The organism is Telluria sp. AZSoR62 (genome assembly GCF_058111565.1).
This window is the reverse complement of sequence record NZ_JBYTST010000007.1, coordinates 129407-143013: the sequence shown is the minus strand read 5'-3', so window position 1 is coordinate 143013 and position 13607 is coordinate 129407. Positions and strand designations below refer to the sequence as shown.

9 protein-coding genes are annotated in these 13607 nt (G+C 64.7%); 5 read left to right on the top strand and 4 right to left on the bottom strand.

All coding sequences use genetic code 11. From position 1 onward, the window contains the following. Nucleotides 1–31: 31 nt before the first annotated feature. The 5 genes from AC3XQU_RS12830 to AC3XQU_RS12810 all read left to right on the top strand — a co-directional run bounded on the left by AC3XQU_RS12830 (nucleotide 32) and on the right by AC3XQU_RS12810 (nucleotide 9410). Entirely contained in the window at nucleotides 32–1525 is a 1494-nt protein-coding gene (locus AC3XQU_RS12830) for an adenosine deaminase (RefSeq protein WP_489874543.1), read from the top strand. Between the two features lie 523 nt (nucleotides 1526–2048). Then, nucleotides 2049–5480, top strand: a complete 3432-nt coding sequence (locus AC3XQU_RS12825; RefSeq protein WP_489874542.1) for a TonB-dependent receptor — start codon at nucleotides 2049–2051, stop codon at nucleotides 5478–5480. A gap of 169 nt (nucleotides 5481–5649) precedes the next feature. Then, on the top strand, nucleotides 5650–7341 hold the full coding sequence (locus AC3XQU_RS12820; protein WP_489874541.1) for a bifunctional metallophosphatase/5'-nucleotidase: 1692 nt from the start codon (nucleotides 5650–5652) through the stop codon (nucleotides 7339–7341). A 38-nt stretch (nucleotides 7342–7379) separates the two neighbouring features. Continuing rightward, entirely contained in the window at nucleotides 7380–8441 is a 1062-nt protein-coding gene (locus AC3XQU_RS12815) for a S1/P1 nuclease (RefSeq protein ID WP_489874540.1), read from the top strand. A 108-nt stretch (nucleotides 8442–8549) separates the two neighbouring features. Beyond that, nucleotides 8550–9410 carry a MipA/OmpV family protein gene (locus AC3XQU_RS12810; RefSeq protein WP_489874539.1) on the top strand — a complete coding sequence of 287 codons (861 nt, stop codon included), beginning with the start codon at nucleotides 8550–8552 and terminating at the stop codon, nucleotides 9408–9410. A gap of 56 nt (nucleotides 9411–9466) precedes the next feature. Here AC3XQU_RS12810 and AC3XQU_RS12805 read toward each other — a convergent pair whose 3' ends face one another. The 4 genes from AC3XQU_RS12805 to AC3XQU_RS12790 all read right to left on the bottom strand — a co-directional run bounded on the left by AC3XQU_RS12805 (nucleotide 9467) and on the right by AC3XQU_RS12790 (nucleotide 13603). Continuing rightward, nucleotides 9467–9811 carry a hypothetical protein gene (locus tag AC3XQU_RS12805; RefSeq protein WP_489874538.1) on the bottom strand — a complete coding sequence of 115 codons (345 nt, stop codon included), beginning with the start codon at nucleotides 9809–9811 and terminating at the stop codon, nucleotides 9467–9469. Nucleotides 9812–10010: 199 nt separating this feature from the next. Then, nucleotides 10011–10976: an ABC transporter permease gene (locus tag AC3XQU_RS12800; protein ID WP_489874537.1), complete on the bottom strand. Its 966-nt coding sequence runs from the start codon at nucleotides 10974–10976 to the stop codon at nucleotides 10011–10013. Between the two features lie 3 nt (nucleotides 10977–10979). Next, nucleotides 10980–12059 (bottom strand): ABC transporter permease, encoded by a 1080-nt coding sequence (locus tag AC3XQU_RS12795; RefSeq protein WP_489874536.1) that lies wholly within the window; start codon nucleotides 12057–12059, stop codon nucleotides 10980–10982. 14 nt (nucleotides 12060–12073) lie between these two features. Beyond that, on the bottom strand, nucleotides 12074–13603 hold the full coding sequence (locus tag AC3XQU_RS12790) for an ABC transporter ATP-binding protein (RefSeq protein WP_489874535.1): 1530 nt from the start codon (nucleotides 13601–13603) through the stop codon (nucleotides 12074–12076). Between the last annotated feature and the right edge of the window lie 4 nt (nucleotides 13604–13607).

Below are 13607 nucleotides of genomic sequence, written 5' to 3'. Positions count from 1 at the left end.
TGCTTTTAACCGCACCAGAAAGTCACCACCCATGCACATCAAACTGACCGGCAGCGCCTTGCTCGCCCTGGCTTTTGCCGCTGCCACGCCTGCCCTGGCCAAAGGCCCCGCGAACACCGCCAACGAAACCGCGACCGCGCGTCATTACGCCAGCCTGATCGCCGGCGAGCCGAAGACGGCCGAGCTGACCCTGTTCTTCACCCAGATGCCCAAGGGCGGCGACCTGCACCACCATTATTCGGGATCGGTCTACGCCGAGCAGTACCTCGACTTCGTCGACCGCCAGGGCCTGTGCGTCAACAAGCAGACCTACCGCATCGAGACCAAGAAGGAGCTGATCGCCCAGGAGCGCGCCAAGCCGGCCGAGGAGCGCAACTGCCTGTCGGGCGCCGAGGTGTTCGCCGACGACTTCACCTACCGCGAAGTGCTGCAGCGCTGGTCGAACAAGGATTTCCACAACCACGGCGCGATCCAGCCGCCGCCGGACCGCCTGTTCTTCCAGACCTTCGGCTTCTTCGGCCCGGTGTCGAACGCGAACTTCCGCGAGGGTCTGCAAGAGCTGAAGAAGCGCGCGATCGAGGAAAACGTCGGCTATATCGAGACCATGTTCAAGATGTCGCCATTCGTGGTCAACAAGGACTTCGACACCCAGGCCTGGCAGAACGCGAACGACGACAAGGCGTTCGACGCGCAGATGGGCGCCTGGCTGGCCGTGCTGGAGCAGGATGCCGCCTTCCGCAAGTCGACCGAAGACTTCGTCGCCAAGATCCACGAGTCGGCCGAAGGCATCGACGACGAGCGCTTCACCATGCGCTACCAGACCTATGTGCTGCGCCTGCTGAATCCTTCGCAGGTGTTCTCGTCGATGGTGTCGGGCTTCAAGTCCGCGAAGATGAGCGACAAGATCGTCGGCGTGAACATCGTGGGCCAGGAAAGCACCATGGTCTCGATGCGCGACTACGCGCTGCACATGAAGATGTTCCGCTTCCTGAAGGCGCGCTATCCAAGCGTGAAGGTGGCCATGCATGCGGGCGAGCTGGCGCTGGGCGACGTGCCGCCGGAAGGCCTGAAATTCCACATCGACCAGGCCCTGGTGGTGGCCGGCGCCGACCGCATCGGCCACGGCATCGACCTGGCCCATGAAACCAATGCAGCGGCCATCATGGCCAAGATGCGCAAGGACGACATCCCGGTCGAGGTCAACCTGACCTCGAACGCTTTTATTAGCGGCATCGAAGGGGCGAACCATCCCGTTACCCTGTACCGCAAATACGGCGTGCCCTATGTGATCTCGACCGACGACGCCGGCGTGACCCGCCACACGCTGTCGAACGAGTACGTGCTGTTCGCCAGCCGCTACAAGCCGGGCTATGCGGAAATGAAGAAGACCTCGTACAACAGCATCCGCTATGCATTCCTGCCGGTGGCAGAAAAACAACGCCTGACCCGCCAGCTGGATGCCCGGTTTGCCGCCTTCGAGGCGAAGATCGCCGGTCTCGTCAAGACGCAAACGGCAGCAAAATAAGTTTGCACGGGCGGTCCGGCAACGCGCCGGATCGCCTGCCAGTTACCCGGATTCGGTAACTTTTCGATCACGCCTGCTTCGTCGCGTAAATTCTGTGGCCATCCTGCTACAGATTCCCCCTCGCCCAGCGCGCTTCCGCGAAATTTATATCAAAAAAATTTCGTCCAAGAATGCCCCCCGTATAATTCCGCCTTGTAATTTCGCTTGGGCTGAGCCCAAGCCTGTAGTGTCAGATCAAGGTGCTGAGCCGTATTTATAGCTGGAAAGTATAAATAGCGAAGCCAAAACGAATTTGCCGGAATGTTAACGGTCATGCATATTGGACATCGATGTCCGTAGCTCTTGAAGTCGTTATCACCAACGCCGCCGTGTAATTTTGTTGAAATATTGACAGGTTAAACTTGCCGCCGCCAGTCGGCAGGCCCGCCGGCGCTACATGCAGCAAATAAAGATTGCAGTACTGTAAGAGAGGGGCAACCGTCGGCTGCCCGTTATAACTATTAAGTTCCTTTTGGGGTTATCAATGATCACTCAACAACAGATCCGGCTCACCAAGCTCGCGCTGGCTTTGTCGGTTGCGTTGGCTGCCGCGCCAGTCTTCGCACAGAACACCACCTCGGCCATCGGCGGCCGTATTTCGGCTGCGGACGGCAAGCCTGCGGCCGGCGCCCAGGTGCAGATTGTTCACGCTGAGTCCGGTTCTGTCAGCAATGTCGTCACCGACGCGGAAGGCCGTTACGTTGCACGCGGCCTGCGCGTGGGCGGTCCTTACACCATCGTCATCAGCAAGGATGGCGTCACCGAGCGCCGCGAGAACGTGTTCATCGAGCTGGCGGAAACCGCCGCCGTGGACGCGACCCTGGGCCAGGCGATGCAGACCGTGACCGTGACCGGTTCGGCTGCCCGCTCGGAGATCTTCTCGAACAACGCGATGGGTTCGGTCACCACCATCTCGCGCGCCGACCTGGAAACCCAGGCATCGATCAACCGCAACCTGCAGGACTTCGCGCGTATCGACCCGCGCATCTCGCAGACCGACAAGGACCGCGGCGAAATGTCCGTGGCCGGCCAGAACTCGCGCTACAACTCGATGACCATCGACGGCGTGGCCATCAACGATACCTTCGGCCTGGAAGCCAACGGCAGCCCGACCGCCCGCCAGCCGATCTCGATGGAAGCCATCGCCTCGGTGCAGGTCAACGTCGCCAACTACGACGTGACCCAGCGCGGCTACACCGGCGCCAACATCAACGCCGTCACCAAGTCGGGTACCAACCAGTACCACGGCGGCGCCTACTACGTGACCCGCGACGACCGCCTGGTCGGCAAGCGCTACAACCGCTCGACCGACGCCTACGTCGACGCGCCTGACTTCAAGGACAACACCAAGGGCCTGTGGGTCAGCGGCCCGCTGGTCCAGGACAAGCTGTTCTTCTTCGCCCTGGCCGAGAACTACGAAAGCAGCCGCAGCGGCCCTGAATTCGGCGCCATCGGCTCCGGTTCCGGCACCACCGTCGGCATCAGCCCGACCCAGATCGCCCGCCTGACCGACATCGCCAAGAGCCGCTACAACTTCGACCTGGGCAGCACCGAAGTGCCAAGCGGCACCAAGATGAAGGTCGAAGAGCGCATGATCAAGTTCGACTGGAACATCAGCGACGACCACCGCGCCAGCCTGCGCTACTCGAAGACCTCGCAGAACGAGCCGATCTTCCCAGGCTTCTCGCAGAGCGGCGTGGCGCTGAGCTCGCAGTTCTACAACCAGGACAAGACCATCGAAACCCTGGTCGGCCAGGTGTTCTCGGACTGGACCCAGAACTTCTCGACCGAGTTCAAGGTCTCGCAGCGCGACTATGATTCGGTGCCGATCAACAACTCGACCCTGCCGACCATGTCGTTCTCGTTCACCGGCCCGCTGCCGTCGGATGCACCGGCCGGCACCCGCACCGGTGGCCGTTTCCTGAACACCGGTACCGAGAGCAGCCGCCACAACAACGTGCTGGGCACCAAGACCCTCGACCTGTACGCCGGCGCCAACTACCTGTGGGGCGACCACGAGTTCAAGCTCGGCGCGGACTACACCTCGAACGAGGTCTACAACGCCTTCCTGCAGAACGTGTACGGCAACTACACCTTCCAGTGCGATAACAACTTCACCTACGGCGCCGTGCCGGGTGCATCGGCTGCCGGCGCCATCAACTGCGCAACCGCGACCGCGGCCCAGATCGATGCTGCGATCTACGAGAACTTCTCGCGCGGCCGTCCTTCGTCGTACACCGTGCAGCTGCCGGTCGCCGGTGGTTCGCTGAGCAACGCGATCGCCCAGTTCACGATGAAGAACACCGGTTTCTTCCTGCAGGATAACTGGTCGGTCAACAAGAACCTGACCGTCAGCGCCGGCGTGCGCGTCGACCTGACCAGTGTCGACAACAACCCGCTGCGCAACAACGCCGTGGCCCAGCCGACCATCGCCGGCAATCCAGCCACCTTCACGCGCCAGACCGGCGGCTACAGCCTGGACAACACCCGTACCTTCGACGGCAACAAGCTGTGGCAGCCGCGCGTCGGCTTCAACTACAAGTTCGACTCGGCCCGTCCAATGCAGCTGCGCGGTGGCGCAGGCCTGTTCCAGGGCGCCGCGGCGACCGTCTGGATGTCGAACCCGTTCTCGAACCCGGGCGCGGCTACCCGCAGCATCACCTGCTCGGGCTCGGGCGCGACCCGCTGCCCGAACACCGACGGCCTGTTCACCCCGGACGTCAACGCCCAGCGCACCGTGACCGGCTCGACGCCTGCGGCAAACGTCGACATCCTGTCGCCGGACCTGAAGCAGCCATCGATCTGGAAAGCCAACCTGGCCTTCGAGCATGAACTGCCATGGAACGGCCTGGTCTTCGGCGCCGAGCTGCTGGCCACCCAGAACAAGGATGCAATCTTCTACCAGCACCTGAACCTGGGCGCACCGACCCGCACCGGCACCGATGGCCGCGCGCTGTACTACAACGCCAACGGCCTGAGCGCCAACTGCTACACCTTCACCAACAACGCGGTGGGTACGGCAACCGGCTGCCAGAACACCGCCAAGGCGCTGTCGAACCTGAGCTACGACCGCGTGCTGCTGGCCCAGCATACCGACAAGGGCGACGCCCAGATCGTGACGCTGTCGGTCACCAGCCCGACCCGCAAGGGCTTCGGCTGGTCGGTCGCCTATTCGCACACCAATGCGACCGAAGTCTCGCCGCTGACCTCGTCGACCTCGAACTCGAGCTGGTCGGGCCGTTCGGTCTTCAACCCGAACGAAGAAGTCGCCGCCAACTCGTCGTACCTGGTGCGTGACCGCGTCAACGCCCGCCTGTCGTGGGAAAAGCGCTTCTTCGGCAACTACCGCACCCGCCTGGGCGTCTTCTACGAAGGCCGCGAAGGCAAGCCGTACAGCTGGACCATCAACAACGACCTGAACGGCGACGGCCTGGCAGGCAATGACCTGATGTACATCCCGTCGGCCATCGGTTCGGGCGAAGTCGTGTTCTTCGGCGACACCGCGACCAACAAGGCCAACGAGACCAAGTTCTTCGACATCGTCGAAGCGAACAAGGCCCTGCGCAATGCCAAGGGTGGCGTGGTGGAGCGTAACAGCGCCTTCTCGCCATGGACCAACAGCTTCGACGTGAAGGTCACCCAGGAACTGCCTGGCTTCGCCGCCAAGCACAAGGCCAGCTTCTCGCTCGACATCCTGAACTTCGGCAACCTGCTGAACAAGAAGTGGGGCCGTATCGAAGAAGTGGGCTTCCAGTCCGCCGGCGCGCAGGCTCGCAGCTTCGTCGACTACGTCGGCCTGAATGCCCAGGGCAAGTACGTCTACGCCGTGCGCAACAACGTCGAAGACCTCGACGTGCGCCAGGCCAAGGGCGAGTCGCAGTGGGCCATCCAGGCAACCGTCAAGTACGAATTCTAAGCAGCGCGATTCGTAGCCTGATGTGAAGAACGGCCAGTGGCGACACTGGCCGTTTTTTTATGGGTGAGGGCGGGTTTTTTCGCGCCTGTAAAGATGGCCTGCCCCTGCTTGCCCATGCAATAATGCCGAGGGCCGCTGCCGGCCTCCCGTCCCTGATCGAGAATAGTCCATGACCGTTTCCCTTCGTGCCCCGGCACGCCTTTCCTGCGCCGCCGTCGCCCTCGTCCTGGCAGGCTGCGCTGCTACCGCCAGCCGCGCGCCGGTGACCATCAACCTGGTTGCCATCAACGATTTCCACGGCAACCTCGAGCCGAGCCGCTATACGCCGACCGGGCTTGACGGCGCCAAGACCGCCGCCATCCGCGCCGGCGGCGCCGAAGCCGTGGCGGCCGCGCTGCAGGCCTGGCGCAAGGAAGACAAGGACCTGCTGTTCGTCTCCGCCGGCGACCTGGTGGGCGCCAGCCCGGCGATGTCCTCGCTGTGGGCCGATGAGCCGACCATCGAGGCGATGAACATGCTCGGCCTGCGTGCCAGCGCGGTGGGCAACCACGAGTTCGACGCCGGCCGCAAGGAATTGCTGCGCCAGCAGAACGGCGGCTGCGATTCGGTGCGCCCGGCCAAGGCCTGCCAGATGGCGCCGAACTACGGCGGCGCGAAGTTCACCTACCTGGCCGCCAACGTGGTCGACAGCGCCACCGGCCAGCCCTTCATCCCGGGCTTCAAGATCGAGACCGTCAAGGGCGTGAAGGTCGGCCTGGTTGGCGTGGTCCTGCAGGACACCCGGTCGGTCGTCATGGCCTCGGGGATCGCGGGCCTCACCTTCGGCGACGAAGCCGAGGCGATCAACCGCGCGATTCCCGCCATGCGCGCGCAGGGCGCCGACGTCATCGTCGCGCTGGTGCACGAAGGCGGCACCACCACCGACAACCCGATGGCTGCCGGCTGCAGCAACCTGAAAGGCCCGCTGGTCGACATCGTCAAGAAACTCGACCCGGCGATTCGCCTGGTCATTTCCGGCCACTCGCACCAGGGCTACCTGTGCAAGGTGGACGGCCGCACCGTGACCCAGGCCGGCTCGTATGGCCACCTGGCCACCCGCATCGCCATGCAGGTCGATGCCGCCACCGACACCGTCACCGACCTGCGGGTGGAGAACGTGGTGCTCAAGCCGGGCGACTTCCCGGCCGACCCGAAGATGGCGGCCTTCATTGCCTCGGTCAAGGAGCGCAGCCGCGCGGCCTTGACGCGCCCGGTGGCGCGCCTGGCGACGGCGCCGCTGCTGCGCAAGAAGAACGAGGCCGGCGAATCCGCGCTGGGCAGCACGATTGCCGACGCGGTGCTGGCGGCCACGCGCAACCTCGGCGTGCAGGTCGGCTTCATGAACGAAGGCGGCATCCGCAAGGACCTGGAAGCGGGCGAGAACAATGTGGCCGCCTTTGGCCAGACCCAGGCCGTGCTCCCGTTCGGGAACACCCTGGTGGTCATGGACCTGAGCGGCGCCCAGATCCGCAGCCTGCTCGAGCAGCAGTGGGCGCGCCCGGAATCGTCCTCGCCGTCGATCCTGCAGGTGTCGAACGGTTTCAGCTACCAGTGGGACGAGAAGCGCCCGGTCGGCAGCCGCGTGGTCCCGGGCAGCATCCGCATCAACGGCGCGCCGCTGGAAGACGCCAAGCGCTACCGCATCGTGGCCAACAACTTCCTGGCCGAGGGCGGCGACAACTTCCCCGAATTCGCCAAGGGCACGAATCGCCTCGAGACCGGCATGCTGGACCTCGACGCCTTTACCGAATTCCTGCGCGCCAGCGAAGGGCAGGGCGCTTCGCTGGCGCCCGCCGCGCCGCGCATCGTCAAGACGAAGTAAAACAGCAGATAAGCAGTACTGTCCAACAAGGATCGACCATGAAAAAACTCGCAGTCGTACTCGCGCTCACCAGCGCATTCGCCTCCTTCGACGCCATGGCCTGGGGCCGCGACGGCCACAAGGCCATCGGCGCCATCGCCGACAAGCTGCTCAAGGGCACCAAGGCGCAGAAGGAGATCGCTTTGCTGCTCAAGCCGGGCGAGTCGCTCGAGCTGGTGGCCAACTGGGCCGATTGCGTCAAGGGCACCTATTGCGGCGAGCAGACTGCCGAGATGGTCGACTACGTCAACGCCAATCCGCAGCACGACAAGTACCACTACACCAACGTGCCCTTCCAGCAGGACCACTACGACGACCACGGCGTGGGCCGCACGGGCGTGGACATCGTCCAGACCCTGCGCCAGTGCATCGCGGTCCTGCAGGGCAAGACCGACCCTGCGCTGAACCCGCACAAGTTCACCAAGCGCCAGGCCCTTATCCTGATCGCCCACTTCGCCGGCGACATCCACCAGCCGCTGCACGTGGGCGCGGCCTATGTCGGCAAGGACAGCAAGTTCGTGGTGCCGGCCAGCCAGGCCGACGTCAACGAAGTGGCGATCTTCGATTCGCGCGGCAGCAACAACCTGCTGCTGGACGACGCGAAGATCACCTCGCTGGCCGATGGCCTGATCGGCCCCGGCGAGCCGATGCCGGTGCGCGAAGGCGTGCCGAAGGCGCTGACCAAGCCCTTCCACTCGTACTGGGACAGCACCACGGTCGACTACGCCTTCCGCCGCATCCAGACCAAGACCCCGGACCAGTTCGCCACCAAGGTCATCGGCAACAACATGCAGATCCCGAAGATCGAGGGCGACCCGATCGTCGCACCGTATGCGTGGGCCAACCACTCGCTGTTCGTGGCCAAGCAGGCCTTCGAGGGCGTGGTGCCGGGCAAGCTGGTTCCGCAGACCAGCCGTAAGGGCGAGACCTACTACACCTTTGCGCTGGAAGTGCCGGCCAACTACCCGGTGCCGAGCTCGGAGATCGCCAAGCAGCAATTGATCAAGGGCGGGTACAACCTGGCGGCGCTGTTGCAGGCGATCTGGCCGGAAAAGACCTGATCCGCTTCCAGCATTGCCCGCGGGGCCGCGCGCACGCCACGTGCGCGGCGCGCCCTGCAGCTGGTCTTGGATAGAATCCGGTTCACCCACCGAACCGGATCCAGGACCATGACCCTTCTGTCCAGGGCAGCCTGCTGCGCTGCCTGCTTGCTGCCGCTAGCTTCCCTTGCCCAAACCGACCCCGAACGCGGCCTGCCGCTCTGGGAAATCGGCCTGGGCGCCGCCGCCATCTCCACCCCTGCCTACCCGGGCGCCGACGAGCGCGAATCCCGGCTGCTGGTCTTCCCCAACATCGTCTACCGCGGCAAGGTACTGCGTGCGGACCGCTCCGGCATCGCGGCGCGGGTGTTTCGCAGCGACCGGGTCGAGCTCGATGTCGGCTTTGCCGGCGCGCTGCCCTCGGACTCGGACGATGTCGACGAGCGCGCGGGCATGCCGGACCTGGGTCCGCTGGTGGAGTTCGGCCCGCGCCTGAAGGTCAAGCTGGCGGACCTGGGCGGCAACCGCAGCCTGCGCGCCGAACTGCCGCTGCGCGCAGTGATCGAGGCGAGAAGCGGCCTGCATCATCGCGGCTATACCTTTGAACCGCGCCTGGCCTATGAGCTGGCTGGAGAGCGGGGGCTGTGGTCGCTGGAGGGAAATGTTTCGGTGGTCGTGGGCGACCGCAAGATCAACCGGCATTTCTATGAAGTGGCGCCGCAGTTTGCGCGGGCGGGAAGGCCGGCCTATGCGGCCGATGCCGGACTGTTGCTGACGCGCCTGGGCCTGTTCGGCACGCGCCGCATCAACGAAGACCTGCGGCTGTTCGGCTACCTGCGCTACGAGACCTACCGTGGCGCGGCCAACCGGGAGAGTCCGCTGCATGTGAAGGACAACGGGGTGTCGGGAGGCGTCGGGCTGGCCTGGATCTTCAAGCGCTCCAGCCGCCGTGCAAGCGGGGAGGAAAGAATCGATCCGGCGACGGAGTAGCCGCCGCGCGGGGGCCCGCGCGACGGCAACCCGGGCGTGAGCCCGGGTGAGGGGACTTACTTGGTGCCGTCCTTGGCGTCCTTGGACTTCTTGTCGTGCTTGGTGTGCTTGTCGTGCTTCATGGCCGCCTTGTCGGTCTTGTCGGTCATGTCGGCCTTGGTTGCCGATGCAGGAACGGCCGGGGTGGCCGGCACGGCCGGGGTAGCAGCGGTGTCCGCCGTGGCCGGCACTGCCGGCGTGGCAGGAATGGCAGGGGTGGCCGTAGTCGGGCCGGTGCCGGTCGCCGGCATGGTGGTCGTGGTCGGCACCGCGGTGGTGGTCGGGGTGGCCGTGGTGGTGGTCTGGGCGAAGGCCGAGGTAGCGGACAGGGCGACGATCAGGGTAGCGATAGTGTTCTTCATGTGAAGTTCCTTTCTGGTTCGGTTTCTGGCGTACGTGGTTCGTTTCACCTCTGCCAATAACGGCTTGCCGGACCGGGCTGTTGACCGTCCTTACATTGGCTTACGCCCGTCACATTTGCTAACAAGTCTGGCAACGTTCAGTTTCACGAGGCAAAAAAAAGGGCCCGCAATTGCGGGCCCTTGTTTCACGCCGAAGCGTTCAGCGCGACTTGACGAACGGCCGTCCCAGCGCCTTGGGCGCCACCGACTTGGCCATCAGGCCCGCCAGCACGATCACGGTCAGCACGTAAGGAATCATCTGGATCAGCGAGCCCGGGATGCGGCCGACCACCGGCAGGTCCACGCCCTCGATCTGGATCTGCACCGCGCCGAAGAAGCCGAACATCAGGCAGCCCAGCACCGTGTGCAGGGGACGCCAGTTGCCGAACACCATGGCCGTCAGGGCCAGGTAGCCGGCGCCGGCCGACATGTCGCGCAGGAAGAAGCCGCTCTGGACGATCGACAGGTAGGCGCCCGAGAACGAGCACAGCACGCCGGCGATCAGCATGGCCGCATAGCGGGTCTGCTGCACCGACACGCCGGCCGCGTCGGCCGCATGCGGGTTCTCGCCGCAGGCGCGCAGGCGCAGGCCGAAGCGGCTGTGGTAGAGCACCCAGTGGATCACCGGCAGCAGCAGGAAGGCGGCATAGACCAGCACCGTATGGCCGCCGATCACGTGGCCATAGAACCAGCCCATGAAGGGGATGTCGGCAAGTAGCGCGGTTCCCGGCAGCACGATGTCGGTGAGACGCGCCGCGCCCAGCTCCGGCGTGCGTCCGCCCTGCTGGAAGAAGTACTGCGCCACGACGAAGGTCAGGCCGCTCATCGCGATATTGATCGCCATGCCGGCGACCAGCTGGTTGCCGCGCTGGGTGATCGACACGAAGGCCTGCACCATGGCCAGCACGCTCGACGCGAGGATGCCGGCGGCGATGCCCAGCCACGGGTCCTGGTAGGCATAGGCGACGCCGGCCGAGACAAAGGCCGAAGCGAGGATCTTGCCCTCCAGGCCAAGGTCGATCACGCCGCTGCGTTCGGCGAACAGGCCGGCCATGGCTGCGAAGATCAGGACCGGCGCATTGCGGATCGTCGAGACGACGATACTGGCGAATTGGAAGTCTTCCATGGCTTAACCCTTGCGTGCGTTGATCAATTTAAGGACTGCCGGCGCGTACAGATTCTCCATCGCGCCGCAGAACAGGATGATCAGGCCCTGGATGAAAATGAAGGTCTCCTGCGGGATGTTCGGTTTTTCCAGCGACAGGTCGAAGCCGCCCTGGATCAGGGCGCCGAACAGCACCGACGACAGGAAGATGCCCACCGGGTGCTGGCGGCCCATCAGGGCAATCGCGATGCCGATGAAGCCGGCGCCGGCCGGGAAGTTCAGGCTCAGGTAGTGGGTCGACCCCAGGATCGAGTTCACCGCGGCCAGGCCGGCCAGGGCGCCCGAGATCAGCATCGCGACGATGATCATGCGGCTGATGCGCACGCCCGCGTAGTGGGCCGCATGCGCGTTCAGGCCGGTGGCCTGCAGCTTGTAGCCCCAGGCCGAGCGCGAGATCACGACGCCGTAGATCGCCAGCGCGGCGATCGCCAGGAAGAAGCCGATGTTCAGCGGGGTGTCGCCCAGCGCCGGGAACCATTCGCCCAGGCGCGGCATCCACGCCGCTTCCGCGAACACGCGGCTGGCAGGATTCTGGTCGCCTTCGGGAATGAGCTTGAGGATCAGGTAGTTCATCAGGCTGGCGGCGATGAAGTTGAACATGATGGTCGTGACGACCACGTGGCTGCCGCGCTTGGCCTGCAGGTAGCCGGGCAGGAAGGCCCAGCCGGCGCCGAACACGGCGCTGGCCACCATCGCCAGCGGGATCAGGAGCCAGGGCGAGAGCGTGGCGTCGAACGCCAGCATGGCCAGGGTCAGGCCCAGGCCGCCGAGGTACATCTGGCCTTCGGCGCCGATGTTGAACAGGCCCGCCTTCATCGCCACCGAGACCGCCAGGCCCGTGAAGACAAAGGTGGAGGCATAGAACAGCGTATAGCTCAGCCCTTCCGGATTGACGATGGCGCTGTTGACCAGGATCTGCAGCGACTCGACCGGGCTTTCGCCGAGCAGGTGGATGACCAGCGCCGCGACCAAGAGGGCCGAGAGCAGGTTCAGGACGGGCAGGACGAAGCCGGATGCCCAGCGTGGAAGTTCAGTGGTTTTCATGTGTGTGCACCCGCTCAGGATTTATGCATCCCGCCCATCAGCAGGCCGATGCGGGTGGTGTCGAATTCGTCGATGTTCAGTTCCCCGGTCACGCGTCCGCTCGAGACGACCACGATGCGGTCGGCCAGGGCGCGCACTTCTTCCAGCTCGGTCGAGACCAGCAGGATGGCCACGCCTTCGTCGCGCAGGCGCAGCAACTGGGTGTGGATGCTTTCGATGGTGCCGATGTCCACGCCGCGGGTCGGCTGGCCGACCAGCATCAGTTTCGGCGCGGCCGAGACTTCGCGCGCGATCACCACCTTCTGCTGGTTGCCGCCCGAGAGAAGACCGATGCGCAGGTCCGGGTTCTTTGGGCGTACATCGAAGGCTTCCAGCAGGTGGGCGCAGCGCTTGGCGATGGCCTCGAAGTCGAACAGGCCGAGCTTGTTCTTCACGCGGTCCTGGTAGCCGAACACGGTGTTCTGCATCACCGAGAAATCCTTGATGACGCCGTCGCGCAGGCGGTCTTCCGGCACGTGGCCGATGCCCAGCTCGCGGAATTCGGCGGGCAGGCCGTCGGCGTTGGAGCGGCGCGCGTAGGGCAGTTCCTTGCCGAGGAATTCCACCTTGCCGGAAGTCGGCAGGCGCATGCCCGACAGGATTTCCATCAGTTCGCTCTGGCCGTTGCCCGATACGCCGGCAATGGCGACGATCTCGCCGGCGCGCACCGTGAGGTCGATGTCGGCCAGCAGCCGCACCTTGTTCTTGTCTTCCAGCTGCAGGTTCGACACCTGCAGCACCGGCGCGCCGGGCTGGTAGGGTTTGCGCGGCAGGTTGCCCTCGATCGGGCGGCCGACCATCATGTTGGCCAGCTGCTCTTTCGAGGTCTCGCGGGTCGACACGGCGCCCACCACGCGGCCGGCGCGCATCACGGTCACCTGGTCGGTGATGTCCATGATCTCCTGCAACTTGTGGGTGATCAGGATGATGGTCTTGCCCTGTTCCTTGAACAGCTTCAGGATCTCGAACAGCGAGGCCGTTTCCTGGGCGGTGAGCACGGCGGTCGGCTCGTCCAGGATCAGGATGTTGGCGCTGCGGTAGATCTGCTTGAGGATCTCGACGCGCTGCTGGGCGCCCACCGACAGATCGTGGATGGTCGCGAGCGGGTCGACGTCGAGGCGGTAGCGGGCGCAGATCTCGCGCAGCGCCTTTTCCGTCTCGGCGCGCTTGGCAGCCAGCTTGAACCCGCCCTCGGTGCCGAGCATGACGTTGTCGAGCACCGTCATGTTCTCGACCAGCATGAAGTGCTGGTGGACCATGCCGATGCCCAGCGCGATCGCTTCGTGCGAGGTACGGATGGTGCGCTCCTGGCCATCGATCAGGAGCTGTCCGCTGTCGGCATTGTAGTAGCCGTACAGGATGCTCATGAGGGTGGACTTGCCCGCGCCATTCTCGCCGATCACACCGTGGATCGAGCCCTTGGCGATCGGGAAGCTGACGTCAGCGTTCGCCTGCACGGCCCCGAAGGCCTTGCTGATGTTGCGAAATTCTACGGCTGGCTGCATTGCG